Source organism: Pseudomonas sp. PDM18 (genome assembly GCF_014852585.1).
GTDB lineage: Bacteria > Pseudomonadota > Gammaproteobacteria > Pseudomonadales > Pseudomonadaceae > Pseudomonas.
The window spans coordinates 1-21756 of the sequence record NZ_JACVBX010000001.1 but is presented as its reverse complement, the minus strand read 5'-3'; the positions used below and the strand labels follow the sequence as shown (position 1 = coordinate 21756).

Annotated in this window: 16 protein-coding genes and 1 pseudogene; 15 read left to right on the top strand and 2 right to left on the bottom strand. The window is 62.2% G+C overall.

The annotated features are described in order from the left end of the window. Positions 1-8: 8 nt before the first annotated feature. The 12 genes from rpmF (at position 9) to IB274_RS00030 (ending at position 9858) form a co-directional block, all read left to right on the top strand. Positions 9-191, top strand: a complete 183-nt coding sequence (gene rpmF, locus IB274_RS00085) for a 50S ribosomal protein L32 (protein ID WP_009621425.1) — start codon at positions 9-11, stop codon at positions 189-191. 3 nt (positions 192-194) lie between these two features. Then, on the top strand, positions 195-1202 hold the full coding sequence (gene plsX, locus IB274_RS00080) for a phosphate acyltransferase PlsX (protein ID WP_192430129.1): 1008 nt from the start codon (positions 195-197) through the stop codon (positions 1200-1202). A 370-nt stretch (positions 1203-1572) separates the two neighbouring features. Beyond that, positions 1573-2511 (top strand): ACP S-malonyltransferase, encoded by a 939-nt coding sequence (gene fabD / locus IB274_RS00075; protein WP_192430128.1) that lies wholly within the window; start codon positions 1573-1575, stop codon positions 2509-2511. Between the two features lie 14 nt (positions 2512-2525). Beyond that, entirely contained in the window at positions 2526-3269 is a 744-nt protein-coding gene (gene fabG / locus IB274_RS00070; protein WP_192430127.1) for a 3-oxoacyl-ACP reductase FabG, read from the top strand. A gap of 192 nt (positions 3270-3461) precedes the next feature. After that, positions 3462-3698 carry an acyl carrier protein gene (acpP, locus tag IB274_RS00065; protein WP_015477931.1) on the top strand — a complete coding sequence of 79 codons (237 nt, stop codon included), beginning with the start codon at positions 3462-3464 and terminating at the stop codon, positions 3696-3698. Positions 3699-3816: 118 nt separating this feature from the next. Continuing rightward, positions 3817-5061 (top strand): beta-ketoacyl-ACP synthase II, encoded by a 1245-nt coding sequence (gene fabF / locus IB274_RS00060; protein WP_192430126.1) that lies wholly within the window; start codon positions 3817-3819, stop codon positions 5059-5061. After that, a complete protein-coding gene (pabC, locus tag IB274_RS00055) occupies positions 5061-5876 on the top strand; it encodes an aminodeoxychorismate lyase (RefSeq protein WP_192430125.1) in 816 nt (271 codons plus the stop codon). The genes fabF and pabC overlap by 1 nt, the downstream gene beginning before the upstream one ends. Before the next feature lie 6 nt (positions 5877-5882). Next, positions 5883-6977: an endolytic transglycosylase MltG gene (gene mltG, locus IB274_RS00050; protein WP_192430887.1), complete on the top strand. Its 1095-nt coding sequence runs from the start codon at positions 5883-5885 to the stop codon at positions 6975-6977. A 25-nt stretch (positions 6978-7002) separates the two neighbouring features. Then, a complete protein-coding gene (gene tmk / locus IB274_RS00045; protein WP_192430124.1) occupies positions 7003-7635 on the top strand; it encodes a dTMP kinase in 633 nt (210 codons plus the stop codon). Further along, positions 7628-8614: a DNA polymerase III subunit delta' gene (locus tag IB274_RS00040; RefSeq protein ID WP_192430123.1), complete on the top strand. Its 987-nt coding sequence runs from the start codon at positions 7628-7630 to the stop codon at positions 8612-8614. Before tmk ends, IB274_RS00040 begins: the two co-directional genes overlap by 8 nt. 36 nt (positions 8615-8650) lie before the next feature. Continuing rightward, positions 8651-9007 carry a PilZ domain-containing protein gene (locus IB274_RS00035; protein ID WP_009621447.1) on the top strand — a complete coding sequence of 119 codons (357 nt, stop codon included), beginning with the start codon at positions 8651-8653 and terminating at the stop codon, positions 9005-9007. 74 nt (positions 9008-9081) lie between these two features. Then, complete coding sequence (locus IB274_RS00030; RefSeq protein ID WP_192430122.1) at positions 9082-9858, top strand: TatD family hydrolase; 777 nt, start codon at positions 9082-9084, stop codon at positions 9856-9858. Between the two features lie 264 nt (positions 9859-10122). Here the strand turns inward: IB274_RS00030 and IB274_RS00025 are convergent, their stop codons facing one another. Then, positions 10123-11256 (bottom strand): aminotransferase class V-fold PLP-dependent enzyme, encoded by a 1134-nt coding sequence (locus IB274_RS00025; RefSeq protein WP_192430121.1) that lies wholly within the window; start codon positions 11254-11256, stop codon positions 10123-10125. 84 nt (positions 11257-11340) lie between these two features. Here IB274_RS00025 and IB274_RS00020 point away from each other — a divergent pair, with 84 nt between their 5' ends. Together IB274_RS00020 and IB274_RS00015 are read left to right on the top strand one after the other, a co-directional pair. Then, positions 11341-11979, top strand: a complete 639-nt coding sequence (locus IB274_RS00020) for a TetR/AcrR family transcriptional regulator (protein WP_017517621.1) — start codon at positions 11341-11343, stop codon at positions 11977-11979. Between the two features lie 94 nt (positions 11980-12073). Next, positions 12074-13042 carry a GTP 3',8-cyclase MoaA gene (locus IB274_RS00015; protein ID WP_192430120.1) on the top strand — a complete coding sequence of 323 codons (969 nt, stop codon included), beginning with the start codon at positions 12074-12076 and terminating at the stop codon, positions 13040-13042. Positions 13043-13186: 144 nt separating this feature from the next. Here IB274_RS00015 and IB274_RS00010 read toward each other — a convergent pair. Then, positions 13187-14336: pseudogene (locus IB274_RS00010) on the bottom strand (IS3 family transposase). A 627-nt stretch (positions 14337-14963) separates the two neighbouring features. Here IB274_RS00010 and IB274_RS00005 point away from each other — a divergent pair. After that, on the top strand, positions 14964-21756 hold a 6793-nt coding region (locus tag IB274_RS00005; RefSeq protein WP_192430119.1), incomplete at its 3' end, for an Ig-like domain-containing protein.

Sequence of the window (21756 nt, the reverse complement as noted above, 5' to 3'; positions counted from 1 at the left end):
AATCAATCATGGCTGTTCAGCAGAACAAAAAATCCCGTTCCGCTCGTGACATGCGTCGTTCGCACGATGCCCTGGACGCGAACGCTCTGTCCGTGGAAAAGAGCACCGGTGAAGTTCACCTGCGCCACCACGTCTCCCCGGACGGTTTCTATCGCGGCCGCAAGGTCGTAGACAAAGGCTCTGACGAGTAATCTTTGTCCGCACCAATCATCGCGATTGATGCAATGGGTGGGGACTACGGTCCCCACTGCATTGTTCCGGCCTGCATTTCCTTTCTGGCCGAACATGCTTCCCTCCAGCTGGTCCTCGTCGGCCAAGCTTCTCTGATAGAAGAACACCTGCGCGGCCTTTCTCCGGTTGAGCGCCAGCGTCTTCATATCCATCACGCCAGCGAAATCGTCACGATGGACGAGCGTCCGTCCCAGGCGTTGCGTGGCAAGCCCGATTCCTCCATGCGTGTTGCCCTCGAACTGGTTCGTGATGGCAAGGCCCATGCCTGCGTCAGCGCCGGTAATACCGGTGCGTTGATGGCGCTATCCCGTTACCTGCTCAAGACGTTGCCCGGCATCGACCGCCCGGCGATGGTGACAGCCGTGCCGACGCAGACCGGCCACTGTCATCTGCTCGACCTGGGCGCCAACGTTGATTGCAGTGCCGAGCATCTCTTTCAGTTTGCCGTCATGGGTGCCGTGGCGGCGGAAGCGCTGGGCAAGAGCAATCCGCGTGTAGCGTTGTTGAATGTCGGCACCGAAGACATTAAGGGCAACCAGCAGGTGAAGCTGGCGGCCAGTCTGCTGCAGCAGGCGCAGGGTTTGAACTACATCGGCTATATCGAAGGCGACGGTCTGTATCGCGGGCTGGCCGATGTAGTGGTGTGCGACGGTTTCGTCGGCAATATCCTGCTCAAGTCCAGCGAGGGCTTGGCGGCTATGGTCGCGGCGCGCCTGGAAGAATTGTTCAACTCCAGCCTGCCGGCCAAGGCGGTCGGCCTGATGGCGATGCCTTTCCTGCGCCGGCTGCGTGGCGACCTCACGCCGTCACAACACAATGGCGCGAGTTTCCTCGGTTTGCAGGGCATCGTGGTGAAGAGTCACGGCAGTGCGAAGGAGGAGGGCATCCAGAGCGCATTGCGGCGCGCGCTGCTGGAAGTTCGTGAGAATCTGCCCCAGCGGCTGCATGGCCGTCTGGAACATCTGCTCTGATAGGGTCTGTTAACGTTTCGACGCGGCCGCGACGGCGCCGCATTTTGCGCAGAGTTAGCGCGAGGAGTGTGGTTTGGTCATTCCAAATGAACGACGAGTAACGACGCTCTGCGCAAAATGCGGCCCGTCCCTTCGGGTTGCGCGGCAAATCACGCCATGCGTCGTTGCGGGGCTAGGCAAGGGAGCGACCATTGCCGTCGCCCCGCGTCTAGCCTGGCGTGATTTGCCGCGGCAACGCGGCTCGCGGCGAAACGTTAACAGACCCTAATGTGACCGCGGTCGTCAGACCGTCATCCAACTGTCAGTTCAATGCGCCAGGCTCTCGCCGGCGTTATCCATTTGACGACACAGACAAAAGGGACCTGTTGCAATGTCCGCATCCCTCGCCTTCGTATTCCCCGGTCAAGGCTCGCAGTCGCTCGGCATGCTTGCCGAACTGGGCGCTCAACACGCCATCGTGCGCGAGACCTTCGCCGAAGCCTCCGCCGCCCTGGGTTATGACCTCTGGGCTCTCGTGCAGGAAGGTCCGGAAGAGCGCCTGAACCAGACCGACAAGACCCAGCCTGCCATCCTCACTGTCTCCATCGCCCTTTGGCGCCTGTGGCAGTCCGAAGGTGGTGTGCAGCCGGCTTATGTCGCCGGCCACAGCCTGGGTGAGTACTCCGCCCTGGTCGCCGCTGGCAGCCTGGCTTTCGCCGATGCAGTGAAGCTGGTCGAGCGCCGTGGCCAGCTGATGCAGGAAGCTGTCCCTGCCGGCACTGGCGGCATGGCTGCCATTCTCGGTCTCGAAGACGCTGACGTGCTCGCCGCCTGCGCTGACGCGGCTCAGGGCGAAGTGGTCAGTGCCGTGAACTTCAACGCACCCGGCCAGGTGGTGATCGCTGGTGCGGCCAAGGCCGTCGAGCGCGCCATCGAGGCGTGCAAGACTCGTGGCGCCAAGCGTGCTGTCGCGCTGCCGGTCAGCGTGCCGTCGCACTGCGAGCTGATGCGCCCGGCTGCCGAGCGTTTTGCGGAGGCTGTCGAAGCCGTCCAGTGGCAGATGCCGCAAATCGCCCTGGTGCAGAACGTTACCGCCCAGGTCCCGGCCGATCTGGCCGCGCTCAAGCGCGACCTGCTGGCGCAGCTGTACAGCCCGGTCCGCTGGGTCGAGAGCGTGCAACTGCTGGCCGAGAAGGGCGTCACCGACCTGGTCGAATGTGGTCCGGGCAAGGTGCTGGCTGGTTTGAACAAGCGTTGCGCCAAAGGCGTGACCACCCACAACCTGGACTCCGCGGACGCCTTCGGCGCAGCCCGCGCGGCTCTGGCTTGAACAGGAGATAAGGCATGAGTCTGCAAGGTAAGGTTGCCCTGGTTACCGGCGCGAGCCGCGGTATTGGCCAGGCCATCGCACTGGAACTGGGTCGCATGGGTGCCACTGTGGTTGGCACCGCGACCAGCGAGTCCGGCGCTCAGAAAATTTCCGAATACCTCAAGGAAAACGGCATCCAGGGTTCGGGCATGGTCCTGGATGTATCCAACGACGAGTCCGTGATCGCCGTTGTGGAAGCCATCCAGAAAGAATCCGGCGCACCGGCTATCGTCGTCAATAACGCGGGCATCACCCGCGATAATCTGCTGATGCGCATGAAAGACGACGAGTGGTTCGACGTGGTCAACACTAACCTCAACAGCCTCTACCGTCTGTCGAAAGCCGTCCTGCGCGGCATGACCAAGGCTCGCTGGGGTCGCATCATCAATATCGGCTCCGTCGTCGGTGCGATGGGCAACGCCGGGCAGACCAACTACGCCGCTGCCAAGGCCGGCCTGGAAGGCTTCACTCGCGCCCTGGCGCGCGAGGTCGGTTCACGTGCTATCACTGTCAACGCGGTTGCTCCGGGCTTCATCGACACCGACATGACTCGCGAACTGCCGGAGGCCCAGCGTGAAGCGCTGCTTGGCCAGATTCCGCTGGGTCGACTGGGACAAGCCGAAGAGATCGCCAAAGTGGTAGCATTCCTCGCTTCCGAGGGCGCAGCTTATGTAACGGGTGCCACGGTACCGGTGAATGGCGGAATGTACATGAGCTGATGTGACGAGTTCCTTAGTGGCGATGTCATATGCGCTGTCTGAAATTATCCAAGCGTCGTAGCGCTGGAATAGACAGGGCATCTGGGTTGCCGCGAAGGGGCGTCAGCGTTCAGCTTGAAATGCAGAAAACCCTTTCTATACACTTACCCGCAGCCCAGCTGTACGGATTGTCCATAGGAGTGAAAACAAGGTATGAGCACCATCGAAGAACGCGTCAAGAAGATCGTTGCTGAGCAACTCGGCGTTAAGGAAGAAGAAGTCACCAACAGCGCTTCCTTCGTCGAAGACCTGGGCGCCGACTCCCTTGACACCGTTGAGCTGGTGATGGCTCTGGAAGAGGAATTCGAGACCGAAATCCCCGACGAGCAAGCCGAAAAGATCACCACCGTTCAGGAAGCCATCGACTACATCGTTGCCCACCAGGCATAAGACGTAGTCGTCGGTTCCCCGACGAAAGAAGCCGCACGGCCTGCAAAGGCGTGCGGCTTTTCTTTAACGCCGGCACCAGCCGGCGTTATTGCCGTGAAATACATGAGAGGAAGTCACAGTGTCGCGTAGACGCGTAGTCATCACTGGCATGGGTATGTTGTCGCCCCTGGGTGTGGATGTGCCGAGCAGTTGGGAAGGCATTCTCGCCGGGCGCAGCGGTATCGCCCCGATCGAACACATGGATCTGTCCGCCTTTGCCACCCGTTTCGGCGGCTCGGTGAAAGGGTTCGACGTTGAGCAATACATGTCCGCCAAGGAAGCTCGCAAACTCGACCTGTTCATCCAGTACGGCCTCGCCGCCAGCTATCAGGCGGTGCGCGATTCCGGCCTGGAAGTCACCGACGCCAACCGGGAGCGCATCGGTGTTGCCATCGGTTCGGGCATTGGCGGCCTGACCAACATCGAAAACACCTGTCGTTCGCTGTTCGAGCAGGGCCCGCGGCGCATCTCGCCGTTCTTCGTGCCTGGCTCGGTCATCAACATGGTTTCCGGGTTCCTGTCGATCAACCTTGGCCTGCAGGGCCCCAACTACGCCATCACCACCGCTTGCACCACCGGCACCCACAACATCGGCATGGCCGCGCGCAACATCGCCTACGGCGATGCGGACGTGATGGTCGCCGGCGGGTCCGAAATGGCCGCCTGTGGTCTTGGCCTGGGCGGCTTTGGCGCCGCTCGCGCGCTGTCCACCCGCAACGACGACCCGACCCGGGCAAGCCGTCCGTGGGACCAGGACCGCGACGGCTTCGTGCTCTCCGACGGCGCCGGTGCGCTGGTGCTGGAAGAGCTGGAGCACGCCAAGGCCCGTGGCGCGCGTATCTACGCCGAGGTCGTCGGCTTCGGTATGAGCGGCGACGCCTTCCATATGACCGCTCCGCCGGAAGACGGCGCCGGCGCTGCCCGCTGCATGAAAGCCGCGCTGCGTGATGCCGGGCTGAACCCCGGGCAGGTCGATTACATCAACGCCCATGGCACCTCGACGCCGGCCGGCGACATCGCGGAAATTGCCGCGGTGAAATCGATCTTCGGCGACCACGCCTACCAGCTGTCGATGAGCTCCACCAAGTCCATGACCGGCCACCTGCTGGGCGCTGCCGGTGCGGTCGAGGCGATCTTCTGCGTGCTCGCGCTGCGTGATCAGGTGGCTCCGCCGACCATCAACCTGGACAACCCCAGCGAAGGCTGCGACCTCGACCTGGTTGCCCATCAGGCCAAGGAGCGTCCGATCGACGTCGCCCTGTCCAACTCCTTCGGCTTCGGTGGCACCAACGGCTCCCTGGTATTCCGCCGGTTCCACGGCTGATGCTGAGCTGGATCGACGGCCAGAGCGCCGAGGCCCTGTCCGCGCGTGATCGCGGGCTGGCCTACGGTGACGGGCTGTTCGAGACCATCCGCGTGTCCGCAGGTCGTCCGCGCCTGCTGGCACGCCATCGGGCGAGGTTGGAGGAGGGCGTTCGGCGCCTGTGCCTGCCGGTTTCGCTCGATCTCATCGAAGACGAACTCCTGCGGTTTTCCGCCCAGCTCGGCGATGGCGTCGCCAAGCTGATGCTGACCCGTGGCGAAGGCGCGCGTGGCTATGCCCCGCAGGCCGATGCGCAGGTGCGCCGTGTGTTGCTGGCCTCGCCCGCGCCGGCCTACCCGGCGAAGAACCGCGAGGAGGGCGTCATGCTCTTCCCCTGCGCCACCCGCTTGGCCGAACAGCCATTGCTCGCCGGCCTCAAGCACCTCAATCGCCTGGAACAGGTCCTGGCTCGCGCCGAATGGAGCGACCCGGCCTTCGCCGAAGGATTGATGCGCGATGTTTCCGGGCGGATCGTCGAGGGCGTGTTCAGCAACCTGTTCCTGGTGAAGCAGGGCGCACTGATCACCGCCGAGCTCAGCCGCTGTGGCGTCGCTGGTGTGATGCGTGCCGAAATCATCGAGCGCGCCAGCGATCTGGGGTTGCCGGTCATCGTCCGTGATGTAGAGCACGGCGAACTGGCGCAGGCCGATGAGGTCTTTCTCTGCAACAGTCTCTACGGTATCTGGCCGGTGTGCGGCATTGCCGAGCACGCTTGGCCGGTCGGGCCCCTGACCCGTAAACTGCAGGGCCAACTCCGCGAACTTCTGGATTCCTGATACGTGATGCGCAAATTGCTGGTGCTGCTGGAAGGCGGCCTGCTGCTGGCCGGGCTCGTGCTGGGCCTGGCGGCCTGGGAGCAGCACCGTGCGCTGCAGCAGCCGCTCCAGCTCACCGAAGAGCGACTGCTTGATGCTGCCAGCGGCGCCACCCCTGGCCGCCTGCTGACCCGCCTGGAGGACGAAAACGTCCTGCACGGAGGTTTCTGGCTGCGCCTTTACTGGCGCTTCAACCTGGCCGGTGAGGCGCTGCACAGCGGCGAATACCGCCTGACGCCTGGCATGACCGCCGCCCAGCTGCTCGATCTGTGGCGCGAAGGCGTTGTGGTGCAGTACGGCCTGACCCTGGTCGAGGGCTGGAACTTCCACCAGGTGCGCGAGCTGCTCGCCCGCCAGCCCAAGCTGGAGCAGACCCTGAATGGCCTCAGCGATGCCGAGGTCATGGCGAAGCTGGGCAAGCCCGGCGTCTTCCCGGAAGGCCGCTTCTTCCCCGATACCTACCGCTTCGTCCGCGGCACCAAGGATGTGGATATCCTCAAGCACGCCTACCAGCGCATGGACAGCATCCTGGCCGAGGAGTGGGACAAGCGCGCGCAGGAGCTGCCTTACAAGGACTCCTACCAGGCCCTGATCATGGCATCGCTGGTGGAGAAGGAAACTGGCGTGCCCCAGGAGCGCGGCCAGATCGCCGGCGTCTTCGTGCGGCGCCTGCAGAAGAACATGCTGCTGCAGACCGACCCGACCGTCATCTACGGCATGGGCGAGCGCTACGCCGGCAAGATCACCCGCACCGACCTTCGCACGCCGACGCCTTACAACACCTACGTTGTCGCCGGCCTGCCGCCGACGCCCATCGCGCTGCCCGGCCGCGAGGCCATCCATGCCGCGCTCAACCCGGTGGCGGGGCAGAGCTTGTACTTCGTCGCCCGCGGCGATGGCAGCCATACCTTCTCCGACAACCTCGACGACCACAACAAGGCCGTCCAGGAGTTCCAGATCAAGCGTCGCGCCGACTACCGTTCCAGTCCGGCGCCCGTCCCGCTGCCGGCGCAGGCGCCGGATGCAGATGCTCCCGCTGCAGATTCTCCTGCAGCGCAGTAGCCCGTTAACACAAGGAGTGAGCCGAGTGACCGGCCTGTTCATCACCCTGGAAGGCCCCGAAGGCGCGGGCAAGAGCACCAACCGCGAGTACCTGGCCGAGCGCCTGCGCGAGCGTTGCATCGAGGTCCAGCTGACCCGCGAGCCCGGCGGCACGCCGCTGGCCGAGCGTATCCGCGAGCTGCTGCTGGACCCCAGCGATGAAAAAATGGCGGTGGATACCGAACTGTTGCTGGTCTTCGCTGCTCGTGCGCAGCACATAGCCCAGGTGATCCGCCCGGCACTCGAGCGGGGCGCCGTGGTGCTCTGCGATCGTTTCACCGATGCCACCTACGCCTACCAGGGCGGCGGTCGCGGGCTGCCGGTCGAGCGCATCGCGCAGCTGGAAAGCTTCGTCCAGGGCGGCCTGCGCCCGGATCTGACGCTGGTCTTCGACCTGCCAGTGGAAATCGGCCTGTCCCGCGCGGCCGCCCGTGGTCGCCTGGATCGTTTCGAGCAGGAGGGCCGTACCTTCTTCGACGCGGTGCGCAACACCTATCTGGCTCGCGCCCGTGCCGAGCCGGCGCGCTATCACATCCTCGATGCCGCGCAATCGCTGGCCGAGGTGCAGCGCGACCTGGACAAGCTGCTGCCGGCCTTGCTGGAGCGCCTCAATGGTTGACATCTACCCCTGGCAGCAGGGCCTCTGGCAGCAGCTCAGCAGCCGCCCGCAACATGCCCATGCCTATCTGCTGCATGGCCCGGCCGGTATCGGCAAGCGTGTGCTGGCGGAAAACTTCGTGCATTTCCTGCTCTGCCAGCGCCCTGAAGGCGGCAAGGCCTGTAGTCAATGCAAGGCCTGCCAGTTGCTGGCGGCCGGCACCCATCCGGATTATTTCCTGCTGGAGCCAGAAGAGGCGGAGAAGCCGATCCGGGTCGATCAGGTTCGCGAGCTGGTGAACTTCGTGGTGCAGACCGCGCAGCTCGGCGGTCGCAAGGTGGTACTGCTGGAGCCAGCCGAGGCGATGAACCTCAACGCCGCCAACGCGCTGCTGAAGAGCCTCGAAGAGCCCTCCGGCGATACCGTGCTGCTGCTGATCAGCCATCAGCCCAGCCGTCTCCTGCTGACCATCAAGAGCCGCTGCGTGCAGCAGGCCTGCCCGCAGCCGACTGCCGAGCAGGCTCGCACCTGGCTGGCAGGCTCTCTGCCCGATGAGTCGGCGGAGGCGCTGGACGAATGGCTGGTACTGGCCGGCGGCTCGCCGCTGACCGCGTTGCGCCTGCAGGGCCAGGGCGTGCGCGAGCAGCGGGCACAGGTGGTGGAAGGGGTGAAGAAGCTGCTCAAGCAGCAGGTTGCCCCAAGTCAGCTGGCGGAAAGCTGGAATGCCGTACCCTTGACGCTGCTGTTCGACTGGTTCTGCGACTGGTCGCTGCTGATCCTGCGCTATCAGCTGGCCCGCGACGAAGAAGGTCTCGGGCTGACCGACATGCGCAAGGTCGTGCAGTATCTCGCCGAGAAGTCGACACAGCCCAAGGTGCTGGCGATGCAGGACTGGCTGCTGACGCAACGGCAGAAAGTCCTCAACAAAGCCAACCTCAACCGTGCCTTGCTTCTCGAAGCCTTGCTCGTACAGTGGGCAAGTCTGCCCGGGCCGGGCTAGAATCCGGCCATCGGAAAAATCTGCCAGGACAGCTGAATGAGCTTGCCACCAAATCTGGGTCCGCGTAACGGAATCCTGTCCCTGACCATCAAGGACAAGTCCGTGCTGTATGCCGCCTACATGCCGTTCATCCGCAACGGCGGGCTGTTCATTCCGACCAACAAGACCTACAAGCTGGGTGATGAGGTCTTCATGCTGCTCAACCTGATGGACGAGCCGGAGAAGATCCCGGTCGCCGGCAAGGTGGTCTGGATCACGCCGAAGGGCGCCCAGGGCAACCGTGCCGCCGGCATCGGCGTGCAGTTCAACGATGGCGACAACACCGCGCGCAACAAGATCGAGACCTACCTTGCCGGCGCGCTGAAGTCGGACCGCCCGACGCATACCATGTAGAATTCGTAGCTATACAAGCTGCACGCACGAAGCGCCCGATGGGGCGCTTCGTCTTTTTTTCGGAGAGTGTTTTCATGCTGGTCGATTCCCACTGCCATCTCGATCGCCTCGATCTCGCCGCCCATGACGGATCGCTGGAAGCCGCGCTGGACGCCGCGCGCGCGCGCGGTGTCAGCCAGTTCCTGTGCATCGGCGTGAGTGCGGACAACGCCAAGGCGGTGAAAGACCTGGCGGACCGCTATACCGATGTGCATTGTTCGGTGGGCGTCCACCCGCTGGACCTGGAGCCGGGCGCCGCGCCTGCGCTGGACTGGCTGCTGGGCGAGCTGAGCCACCCGCGTGTGGTGGCCATCGGCGAGACCGGCCTGGACTATCACTACGAGCCCGAAGCCGCCGAGTTGCAGCAAGAGGCCTTCCGCCTGCACCTGGAGGCAGCCAAGGTCACTGGCAAGCCGGTCATCGTGCATACCCGCGAAGCCCGCGCCGACACCTTGGCGCTGCTGCGAGAGGCAGCACTGCCGCAGGCCGGAGTGCTGCATTGCTTCACCGAAGACTGGGAAATGGCCAAGGCGGCGCTGGATATCGGCTTCTACATCTCGCTCTCGGGCATCGTCACCTTCCGCAATGCCGAGCAGCTGCGCGAAGTGGCCCGCCAGGTGCCGGTGGATCGCTTGCTGGTGGAGACCGATTCGCCCTATCTGGCGCCGGTGCCCCATCGCGGCAAGCCGAACCTGCCCGAGTACGTGCGCGAGGTCGCCGAGTACCTGGCCGTGCTGCGCGGGGTGAGCTTCGAGGCCCTGGCCGAGCAGACCACCGCCAACTTCCGCCGGCTGTTCCCGCTCGCCACCTGATTGCGTCGGCGCTGATACTTTTGTTACGCGCAAAAAAAACCCGGGTTCTGGGGGATGAATCCGGGTCAAGACCATTAGGAGTGTAACAATAAGGTACGCGATCCTCGGTACCTTCACCGGCGGGGCACTTGGGGGGAGATGCCGCGCACCGGTATCTACAAGTATTGGCCAAGATGCGGCGGCTGCCACGGGGTGCCCGGTGTTTTTTAAACGGATTTGGAATACATCACACCGGGCTGAGCAGCTTTCTCGGTCGCGCCGGCGTTATTGTGCCGCCAGCTCCCCGATCAGCCCCAGGGTTTCCTCGATGACCGCCTCGCTGGTGTAAAAGTGCGGCGAGAAGCGGATGCCGGCGCCCCGCTGGATGCATACCACTTGCTCGGCGCGCAGGCGCTCCAGCAGGCGGGTGTTGTCCCAGCCGGCGAGGCTGAATGTCAGGATGCCGGCGCGACGTGCCGGGTCCAACGGGCTGTGCAGCGAGGCGCCGTTGATACGCCCCATGCCATCCTGCAACTGCTGGACGCGCGCCTGCACCAATTCGCCCACCGTCCCCATGCCGACTTCCTCAAGCAGGCTCAGGCTTGCTTCCAGAGCCACAGCGCCCAGCATGTTCGGGCTGCCGCATTCGAAGCGTCGTGCGCTGCGGGCCGGCTGCCAGTCGGCAAGGTCGTAATTGCCGGCGTTCTCCAGCATGTGCCAGCCATATTCCTGCAGCGCCAGTTGCTCGCGCTCGGCGGCGCGGCAATAGAACACACCCAGGCCCTCTGGGCCGAGCATCCACTTGTGGCCGTCGGCCATGGCAAAGGCGCAGTCATAGGCCCGAACATCGAAGGGCAGGGCGCCCAGTTGCTGGATGGCATCGATGCAATAGAGCACGCCAAGCTGGCGGCAGCCCGCGCCAAGACGCTCCAGGTCCATGCGCAGGCCGCTGGCGTACTGCACGGCGCTGATCGACAGCAGGCGCGTGCGCGGGGTGCAGGCGGCCAGCAGGTCGCCTTCCGGGTCGTCACCGTCCAGGCTGACCTGGATGACTTCCACTCCACGTGGCTTCAGTGCTTCCCAAACGATGCGGTTGGAGGGGAATTCCTGATCGCTGATCACAACCTGGTCGCCGGCGCGCCAATCCAGGCCGAAGGCGACGAACGACAGTGCCTCGGAAGTATTCTTTACCAGTGCGATGTCGCCGGTGGTCTGGGCGTTCACCAGGCGCATCAGGCGCTCGCGCAGGCGTTTCTCGATGATCAGCCACTGCGGGTAATCGCGGGCGCCCTGCAGGATGTTCTCCTGGGCGAAGGCGGCGACAGCGTCCGCGGCGCGCCTGGGCCAGGGTGCGACGGCTGCGTGGTTCAGGTAGCGCAGGCCGGCTTGTTGGGGAAACTCGGAAGAAAAGCTAATCATGTCGGATGATCCGTGCAATTTGGCGCTGAATAGGCATAATACGCGGCTTCGAATTTTGACTATTTTTGACCGAACAGTCTTTTTATGCAGAAAGAGCCGCGCAAGGTTCGCGAATTCCGTCGTCGCGAACAGGAAATCCTCGACACCGCCCTCAAGCTGTTCCTCGAGCAGGGCGAAGACAGTGTCACGGTCGAAATGATCGCCGATGCCGTGGGTATCGGCAAAGGCACTATTTACAAGCACTTCAAGTCCAAGGCGGAAATCTACCTGCGCCTGATGCTGGACTACGAGCGCGATCTGGCCGACCTGTTCCACTCCGAAGACGTCGCCCGCGACAAGGAGCGCCTGTCGCGCGCCTACTTCGAGTTCCGCATGCGCGACCCGCAGCGCTACCGCCTGTTCGATCGCCTGGAAGAAAAGGTGGTGAAGACCAGCCAGGTCCCGGAGATGGTCGAGGAGTTGCACAAGATCCGCGAATCCAACTTCGAGCGACTGAGCCAGTTGATCAAGGAACGCATCGCGGCCGGCAAGCTGGAAGACGTGCCGGCCTACTTCCACTACTGTGCGGCTTGGGCACTGGTGCATGGCGCCGTGGCGCTGTACCACTCGCCGTTCTGGCGCGATGTGCTGGAGGATCAGGAAGGGTTCTTCCAGTTCCTCATGGACATCGGCGTGCGCATGGGCAACAAGCGCAAACGCGACGGCGATACACCGGCCGCCTGAGTCGCCATTCAGATGGCCCATCGTCGCAGTTGCGACAGGGCTTGTGGTGAGGGTGGGGATATACTTGCCTGAGTGATTCCCACCGGAGCCAAGCATGATCGTCGATCGCCAGGGCAGGCGCTTCCGCAACCTGCGGGTCAGCCTGACCGCCGCATGCAATTACGCCTGCACCTACTGTGTGCCGGACGGCAAGCGTCTGGTCGCCGCGCAGGATGAGCTCTCCGCCGATTCGCTGGTGCGTGGCGTCGCCTACCTGATTGAGGCGGCCGGCATCGAGCGGCTGCGGGTTACCGGCGGCGAACCGCTGGTCAGCCCGAAACTGGATGTCTTCCTGCACGGCGTGAGCCGCCTCGGCCTGCGGGAGATCGCCCTGACCACCAACGGCCAACTGCTTTCGAAGAAGCTGCCGCTGTTGCTCGATTGTGGTATCCGCCGCCTCAATGTGTCCCTCGATACTCTGGATGCCGACGCCTTCCGACGCATCGCCCGTGGCGGCGACCTAGCCACCGTGCTCAAGGGGCTCGAAGAGGCTCGCGCCGCGGGCCTGAAGATCAAGCTCAACATGGTGCCCCTACGCGGGCAGAATCTCGACCAGGTGGTGCCGCTGCTGGATTACTGCCTGGAGCACGGCTTCGAGCTGCGCTTTATCGAGCTGATGCGCATGGGCCACCTGGCCCGCGATCCGAACGGCTTCAACCAGCAGTTCATCGGCATGACGGAGCTGCTTGATTTGATTGGCGAGCGCCATCCCTATATTCAGGCTGATGCGCCGGTGGATGCCACCGCCATTCGCTACGAGGTACCAGGGCAGGGCTTCTTTGGCGTAATCGCCAACGAGAGCGTGCCGTTCTGCCGGACCTGTTCGCGCCTGCGCCTGTCCTCGACCGGCTGGCTGCATGGCTGTCTGTCGTCGAGCAATCGCCATTATGTCGGCGACCTGCTGGACAAGCCCCGTCACCAGGCGCTCCCGGCCCTGCAACGGCTGCTGGTGCGTGCCCTGGCGGACAAGCAAGAGGTCGCGTTCTCCGGCGGCGTCACCATCATGAAGATCATCGGTGGTTGAGGCTGCTTCCCGGGCTTCCTCTGCTAGTGCCTGATGCTCGCTGCACTCCCGCAGGAGTTTGGATACCTACCTACATATATCTAATATGATGTGGTTGGGTGTTTTAAAGTTTCTGCGTTATCTGTTTGAATCGCCCCGGCTTTCCTAGACACTTTCCAAGCTCTGGAAATAGCGTTTCTCAAACTCCACTGGCGATAGCTGCATAGCGCTGCTGTGCCGGCGTTTGGGGTTATAAAACATCTCGATGTAATCGAACACATCACTGCGAGCTTCTTCGCGAGTGGCATAGGTTTTTCGTCGGATGCGTTCGCGCTTCAGCAACTGGAAAAAGCTTTCTGCCACGGCGTTATCGTGACAGTTACCGCGTCGGCTCATGCTGCTGATCAGGTTGTTGGCCTTGAGGAAACTCTGCCAGTCCGAGCTGCTGAACTGGCTGCCCTGGTCGGAGTGGATCTTCACTTCCTGCTTGGGCTTGCGTCGCCAAACCGCCATCAATAACGCATCGATAGCTAAGTCGCTGCACATCCGAGGTTTCATCGACCAGCCGATCACCTGGCGCGAAAACAGATCCAGCACCACCGCCAAGTACAACCAGCCTTCATAAGTGCGGATGTAAGTGATGTCAGTGACCCAGACCTTGTTCGGCTCGCTGACGGTAAATTGCCGCTCCAGACGGTTGGGCGAAGCCACCGTGGGCTTGCCGCCGTAGTAGCCGGGCCGACGACGATAGCCGGTCTGCGAGCGCAACCCTTCCCCCGCATCAGGCGGGCTACGCGATGCCGGCCACAGGACTCTCCCAGCTCACGCAGGTCGTCGTGGATCTTGCGATAGCCGTAGACCCCACCGCTTTCCAGCCAGGCATGTTTGATCAATCCGAGCAGGCGCTGATCTTCCTTAGCGCGTACGGATTTCGGCTCGGCCAGCCAGGCGTAGTAACCGCTGGGATGCACCTTGAGGGTCTGGCAGAGACGTCGAACCGGGTACTCCACCGACAGCTTGCTGATGAAGGCGTACTTCAGCCGGACTCCTTGGCAAAGTACGCGGCGGCCTTTTTTAGGATGTCTCGCTCTTCGGTCACCCGCTTGAGTTCGGCGCGCAAACGACGCAGTTCGGCTTGCTGATCGCCTTCTTGCTGCCGCTGTTCCTGGGGCTTGCTATAGCGCCTGATCCAGACATAGAGGCTATGCACCGACACACCCAAACGCTCCGCCACATCCGCTACACGCAGGCCGCGCTCGGTAACTTGTCTGACCGCTTCGATTTTGAATTCTTCGGGGTAACGCTGGTTGCTCATGGCACCTCCTGATGGGCCTCATTATGAGGCTTGGAGGTGTCTACGAAACTAGGGGCGATTCAATTGGCAGGTTGAGGTTCGGCTGCAAATGATTGGTTAAGTGGCTTTTTGGGAAATGTCCGAATATCAAATTTATGAGCGATATGCAGGCGTTCGATTGTGCTTCTATGGTGAGATCGATGTTGAGCTGGTTGTGGTTTTGGTTTTGCTGAGGTTATCAGGGTAGAGGCTCTGTAAGATAGTTCGGTTTTTTTTGGGAATATTCTGAATGCTGAGACTTGATGCTTTTTGCTAGTCCGGTTTTTTCTGTTCTTATCTCCTGGTTCTAGGCGAAGCGCTGCTTTTTATAGGGCCTTCTTGGTCTTGGGTTTTGTGGGGTTCGTATTTTTTTGGGAATAGTCCGAATATTATTTTTTTGAAGGTGCGTGTGTGAGGCATCTCTTGGTTGGTCGATTTCCAGGGTCGACAACTGAGGGGGAGGGCGCTGCTATCCACATGTCCGATGTTGCTGTTGTAGGAGGGAGTGTCAGAGAGTTCGGAGTTTTATGAGAAACCTCTGAATATGCCTCGTGCTATCGGGTAAATATCCTTACTACCTCACAAGTGACCCAATTGAGGTGGGTATAAATGGCAGTTGAAACTATCGGCCTGGTAGCCGTCACCGAGAACGCAGCCAAGAAGGTTGCGGTCAAGGCGAATGGCAAGGTCAAGGCACAGGCAGGCACCAAGTACCTGCTTCAGGTTGACGGCACCGATGTCGCTCCGGAGAACGTCACCGTCAAGCGCGTCGGAGACGACCTGCAGGTATCCTTTGAGGGCAGTGAAAAGCCTGACCTCACCATCCAGGACTTCTTCGCAGACGGCATGGACGGCCAGCTCTATGGCGTCTCCGAAGACGGCCATCTTTACGCGTACGTGCGCACCGACGGCGAAGGCTTCTATGGCAAGCTGCTGATGGTCGATGGCGAAACTGCGCCCATCGCCCTGGGCGGTGACGGGGCTCCCTACGCCGTGGCCATGATTGAAGACGCCGCCGGTTTTGCCTTGTGGCCACTGCTGCTGGGCCTGGCCGGTGCAGGCGCTGCCACTGCCGCCATCATCCGTCATAACAAGGATGATGGTAAGAAGACTGGCACCAAGACCACTGCGGCGCCGACCAACACCAAAGTGACCGACAATGTCGGCTCGATCCAGGGCCAACTGGCCGATGGCGACTCCACGGATGATACCCGCCCGCAAATTTCCGGCAGCGGTATTCCTGGTGCGACCATTCATGTCACCGACAACGGTGTGGAGATCGGCAGCACTACTGTTCAGCCTGACGGCAGTTGGACGTTTGTACCTGAGCTCACCGACGGTGCGCACACCATCGAGGTGATCCAGGAAGTCGCGGGCGAGAAGCCCAGCGCGCCGAACAAAGTCATCGACATCATCGTCGATAGCGTCGCTCCAACGGTCGAGACGTTGCTCAATCCCGAGTCCGACAGCGGCACCAAGGGTGATGGAGTTACCAACGTCAAGACCCCCACCATTGACGGCAAGACCGAGCCGGGCGCGACCGTGGAAATCACTTTCCCCAACGGCGAAGTGGTAACCACCACTGCGGATGCTAACGGTGACTGGTCGATTACCCCGACCAAGCCGCTGACAGAAGGCAGCAACGAGATCGTCGTTATCGCGATTGACTCGGCGGGCAACCGCAGCGAGCCGAAAATCCTGCCAATCATCGTCGATACCAGCACTCCGCCGGCCGATGCCTGGCTGGACCCGGAGTCCGACAGCGGCACCAAAGGCGATGGCATCACCAGCGACAAAACCCCGACCATCGTCGGCAAGACCGAGCCGGGCGCGACCGTGGAAATAACTTTCCCCAAAGGTGAAGTAGCCACCACTACTGCTGATAAGAACGGCAACTGGTCGGTGACTCCGCCCCAGCCCCTGGAAAATGGCGAAAACGCAATCTCCGTGATCGTCACCGACCCAGCAGGCAACTCGAGCGAGCCCAACATTCTGCCGATCATCGTTGACACCAGCACCCCGCCAACCGATGCCTGGCTGAGCCCGGAGTCGGAAAGTGGTACCCTTGGTAATGGCTTCACCAATGTCGAGACCCCGACCATCGAAGGTAAGACTGAGCCGGGCGCTACCGTGGAAGTCACGTTCCCCAACGGCGAAGTGGCGACCAGCACTGCTGATGAAGATGGCAACTGGTCGGTAACGCCGACCCAGCCCCTGGAAAATGGCGAAAACGAAATCTCCGTCATCGTCACTGATCCGGCTGGCAACACGAGCGAACCCAACGTCCTGCCGATCATCGTTGACACCATCACTCCGCCAGCCGATGCGTGGCTCAACGAAGAGTCCGACAGCGGCACCAAGGGTGACGGCATCACCAACGTCACGACCCCGACCATCGACGGCAAGACTGAGCCGGGTTCGACCGTGGAAGTCACTTTCCCCACGGGCGAAGTGGCAACCGTCACCGCTGATGAAGATGGCAACTGGTCGGTAACGCCGACCCAGCCCCTAGAGAACGGCGAAAACGCAATCTCCGTGATCGTCACCGACCCGGCGGGCAATTCGAGCGAGCCCAACGTCTTCCCGATCATCGTCGACAGCAATACGCCACCGGCCGATGCCTGGCTCAATGAAGAGTCCGACAGCGGTACCAAGGGCGATGGCATCACCAGCGAAGAAAAGCCGACCATCGACGGCAAGACCAAGCCGGGCTCTACCGTGGAAGTCATCTTCCCCAACGGTGAAGTGGCGACCGTCATTGCTGACGAAGATGGCAACTGGTCGGTAACACCGACCCAGCCCCTGGAGAATGGCGAAAACGCAATCTCCGTTATCGTCACTGACCCGTCGGGCAATACCAGCGAGCCCAATGTTCTGCCGATCATCGTTGACACCAGCGCTCCGCCGACCGATGCCTGGCTCAATGAAGAGTCCGACAGCGGCACCAAGGGCGATGGCATCACCAGCGAAGAAAAGCCGACCATCGACGGCAAGACCAAGCCGGGCTCTACCGTGGAAGTCATCTTCCCCAACGGTGAAGTGGCGACTGTCACCGCGGATGAAGACGGCAACTGGTCGGTGAAGCCGACCCAGCCCCTGGTGGACGGTGAAAACGAAATCACCGTCATCGTCACTGATCCGGCTGGCAACATCAGCGAGCCGAACGTCCTGCCGATCATCGTCGACACCTCCGTTCCGCCGGCTGATGCGTGGCTCAATGAAGAGTCCGACAGCGGCACCAAGGGGGATGGCATCACCAACGTCACGACCCCGACCATCGACGGCAAGACCGAGCCGGGTTCGACCGTGGAAGTCACTTTCCCCACGGGCGAAGTGGCGACCGTCATCGCCGATGAAGATGGTAACTGGTCGGTAACGCCGACCCAGCCCCTGGAGAACGGCGAAAACGCAATCTCCGTCATCGTCACCGACGCAGCGGGCAATACGAGCGAGCCCAATGTTGTGGCTATCGTGGTCGACAGCAACGCTTCGTCCGCCCCGCAGATCGACAAGGTCACCGACAACGGTGATCCCGCGCAGCTGATCAACGTTCCGAAGGACGGCTGGACCAACGACACCACGCCGGTGATTTCCGGTGGCGGCGCCGAGAAAGGCGACGTCATCCACGTCTTCGACGGCAAAACCGAGCTGGGTAGCACGGTTGCCAAGGAAGATGGCACCTGGTCGTTCGAAGTCCCGGCTGACAAGGCCCTGGTCGAAGGCGAGCACAATCTCACGGTTACCGCTGAAGACAGTGCCGGCAACATCAGCGAGCCGTCGCCGGCGTTCCCGATCCACGTTGATGTAACCGCACCGGTCGCGCCGCGTATCGAGCACGTTGTCGATAACGAGGGCGAGGTTAAGGGCGAGATCAGCAGCAGCGTTCCGACCGATGATCGCAAGCCGGTCATCTCGGGTACCGCGAACGAAGCCGGTCTGACGATCGTGGTGTACAACATCGTCAACGGCAAGGAAGTGGAAGTCGGCCGTACCATCAGCGGCGAAAATGGCAACTGGACGCTGACCAGCGATCAGTACAAGGCGCCCCTGGCAGGAGACGTGAAGCTGGTGGCCAAGGCCACTGACCTGGCCGGTAACCAGAGCGAGTTCAGTAACGAGCGTGACTTCACCGTCCTGACCGCACCGCCTACCGCACCAGTCATCAAGGAAGTCTGGAACGACGACGTCTTCCCGCACCTGAACGTGCAGCCCAAGGGCTACACCAATGACAACACCGCACTGATCAAGGGCACCGCCGAGCCGAACGAGAAGGTGAAGGTGTTCAATGGCGAGACCCTGCTGGGTACCGTCGATGCCGACGCCAATGGGCAATGGCAGATCAACCTGCCCGCAGGCAGCGCGGACGGCGAGTACGCCATCTACGCCGTTGCCGTGAATGCCGCCGGCATGGAAAGCACCAAGGCTGGCCCGTATCACTTCATTGTGGACACCCAGGCACCGGCACCGCTGACCTCGAATCAGTGGGATATCATCGATGACGTGGGCAATCTGAAAGGCCTGATCAACAGTGGCGATGTGACCGACGACGAAGTGCCGACCGTGCGTAACGCCGCGGGTGAAACCCTGCCGCCGGATTCGATCGTGACCGTCTACGACGGCGACAAGGCGATTGGCTCGACCACGGTGAACAAAGATGGCACCTGGTCCGTAGACGTACCGGCGCCCAATGGCCCGCACGACTTCAGCGTGACCGTGACCGACCTGGCTGGCAACGAAGGTGAGAGGAGCCCTCAAGTCTCCTTTATCACTGACGTGGACCCCAACGCCCCGACCATCACCGGCGTCTTCAACGACGAAGGCTCGATCCTGCTGCCGGTAGAGCGTGGCGGCTACACCAATGACCCGACCCCGGAAATCCATGGCACTGCCAAAGCGGGCAGCCTGGTCGAGGTCTACGACAACACCAACACCCTGATTGGCAGCACCACTGCCGATGCATCGGGTAACTGGTCGCTCGACACCTCGCCCCTGGCCGAGGGTGAGCATGTCCTCACCGTGCGTGCCAAGGAGCCGGCCGGCAACTGGAGTGAGCAGGTCTCGTCGTTCACCATCAATATCGACGTCACCAACCCGACCCAACCGACCATCGATTACGTCGAAGACACCGTCGGCAAGGTCCAGGGCCAGGTCCTCGACAACGGCTATACCGACGACCCGAACCCGGTGTTCCATGGCAAGGGCGAAGCGGGCACCGTCATTCATCTGTTCGCAGAACAGGATGGTGGCAAGCGCGTCGAGATTGGCAGCACCACTGTAGACAAGGACGGCAACTGGCAGATCAAGCCAACCGATGCCCACAGCCTGGTGGGCAGCCCGGAAACCGCCTACACCTTCGTCGCCGAGTCGCATGACAAGGCCGGCAACCACAGCAGTTCTGACGGCTTCCACCTGAACGTGGACTTCGTTGCCTCGGCAGTGCCGAGCATCGACAAGGTGACCGACAACGACGATCCGGCCAACCTGATCGACGTTCCGAAAGATGGCTCGACCAACGACACCACCCCGGTGATTTCCGGTAGTGGCGCCGAGAAGGGCGACATCATCCATGTCTTCGATGGCGAGACCGAACTGGGCTCCACCGTTGTCAAAGAAGACGGTACCTGGTCGTTCGAAGTTCCGGCCGACAAGGCCCTGACCGAAGGCAATCATGGCCTGACCGTTACCGCCGAAGATCCGGCGGGCAATATCAGCGAGCAATCGCAGCCGTTCCCGCTCGTCATCGACCTGAGCGGTCCGAGCGAAACCACCACCCAACTGACCATCGACACCGTGGCTGGCGACGACGTCGTCAACAGCGCAGAGTCCAAGGTTCAGCAGACCATCAGCGGCAAGGCCACCGGTGAGTTCAAGGCTGGTGACGTGGTGAGCTTCCAGCTCAATGGCACCACCTACAGTGCCGCCGTCGCCGCCGATGGCAAGTGGAGCGTGCAGGTAGCGGGTTCTGACCTGGTCAAGGGCAGCAACATCAAGGCCACCCTGGTCGCCCATGATGCGGCAGGCAACGCCGGTTCTATCGTGGCCGAGCATGCCTATAGCGTGGACACCACCGCCCCGGTGGCGACCCTGACCATCGACACCGTTGCTGGTGACGACATGCTCAACGGCACTGAAGCCACCCAGGCGCAGACCGTCAGCGGCAAGGCCTCTGGCGAGTTCAAGGCCGGTGACGTGGTGAGCTTCGAGCTCAACGGCACCACCTACAGCGCCACTGTGGCAGCCGATGGCAAGTGGAGCGTGCAGGTAGCCGGCGCCGATCTGGCGGCTGAGTCCAACATCCATGCCACCCTCAAGGCCCATGACGAAGCTGGCAACGCCGTCGATGTCGAGGCTGACCGCCCGTACACCGTCATCACCCAACCGCTGTTCCCGTCGCTGAACATCAACGTCCTGGGCAGCGATGACATCGTCAACGCCGTCGAGTCGCAGGCCAACCAGTCGATCACCGGTAGCACCACCGGCGGCCGTGCCGGCGACATCGTCAAGATCGTTGTCAACGAAGTGACCTACAGCGGCACTGTCGATGCCGACGGCAAGTGGAGCATCAGTGTTCCGGGTGCCGAGCTGGCTGCCGATGCCGATCACCGCATCGACGCCACCTTCGTCGCCACCGACATTGCCGGCAACAGCGCGAGCGCCAGTGCCAGCCACAACTACGCGGTCGACGTTACTGCGCCGGTGGCCCAGCTGACCATCAACGCCGTGGCGGGTGACGACATCGTCAACCTCGACGAATCGAAGGCCCAGCAGACCATCAGCGGCAAGGCCACTGGCGAGTTCATGGCCGGCGACCTGGTGAGCTTCACCCTCAACGGCACGCAGTACAGCGCCGCTGTCGACACCTCGGGCAACTGGAGTGTGCAGGTAGCCGGTGCCGATCTGGCCAAGGCTGGCACCATCCACGCCACCCTGGAAGCCCACGATGTGGCGGGCAACGTTGCCGCTGTCGTGGCCGATCGTGGCTACACCGTGGACGTGACCGCGCCGGTCGCGCAGCTGACCATCAACAACGTCACCACCGACAACATCCTCAACTTCGCCGAATCGCAGACCCCGCAGACCATCAGCGGCAAAGTGACAGGCGAGTTCCAGGCCGGTGACGTGGTCAAGTTCGACCTCAACGGCACGGCCTATCAGACCGTGGTGAACACCGCGGGCGAATGGAGCGTGCAGGTAGCCGGTGCCGACCTGGCGAAAGCCACCAGCATCAACGCCACCCTGGTGGCCCACGATGCCGCGGGCAACAGCATCGACGTTACCGCCAAGCATGCGTACGAGGTGAAGATCGAGGAACCGATTGCCGGTCTGATCATCGACGTCATCGCCGGTGACGACATCGTCAACATCGACGAGTCCAAGGCCGAGCAGACCATCAGTGGCAAGG

Bases quoted from the DNA above. Each gene is read 5' to 3' on its own strand.
- IB274_RS00030 (WP_192430122.1), top strand. From the start codon at position 9,082: ATGCTGGTCGATTCCCACTGCCATCTCGATCGCCTCGATCTCGCCGCC.
- IB274_RS00035 (WP_009621447.1), top strand. From the start codon at position 8,651: ATGAGCTTGCCACCAAATCTGGGTCCGCGTAACGGAATCCTGTCCCTG.
- IB274_RS00025 (WP_192430121.1), bottom strand. From the start codon at position 11,256: ATGATTAGCTTTTCTTCCGAGTTTCCCCAACAAGCCGGCCTGCGCTAC.
- fabG (WP_192430127.1), top strand. From the start codon at position 2,526: ATGAGTCTGCAAGGTAAGGTTGCCCTGGTTACCGGCGCGAGCCGCGGT.
- IB274_RS00040 (WP_192430123.1), top strand. From the start codon at position 7,628: ATGGTTGACATCTACCCCTGGCAGCAGGGCCTCTGGCAGCAGCTCAGC.
- mltG (WP_192430887.1), top strand. From the start codon at position 5,883: ATGCGCAAATTGCTGGTGCTGCTGGAAGGCGGCCTGCTGCTGGCCGGG.
- fabD (WP_192430128.1), top strand. From the start codon at position 1,573: ATGTCCGCATCCCTCGCCTTCGTATTCCCCGGTCAAGGCTCGCAGTCG.
- rpmF (WP_009621425.1), top strand. From the start codon at position 9: ATGGCTGTTCAGCAGAACAAAAAATCCCGTTCCGCTCGTGACATGCGT.
- acpP (WP_015477931.1), top strand. From the start codon at position 3,462: ATGAGCACCATCGAAGAACGCGTCAAGAAGATCGTTGCTGAGCAACTC.
- IB274_RS00020 (WP_017517621.1), top strand. From the start codon at position 11,341: ATGCAGAAAGAGCCGCGCAAGGTTCGCGAATTCCGTCGTCGCGAACAG.
- IB274_RS00015 (WP_192430120.1), top strand. From the start codon at position 12,074: ATGATCGTCGATCGCCAGGGCAGGCGCTTCCGCAACCTGCGGGTCAGC.
- pabC (WP_192430125.1), top strand. From the start codon at position 5,061: ATGCTGAGCTGGATCGACGGCCAGAGCGCCGAGGCCCTGTCCGCGCGT.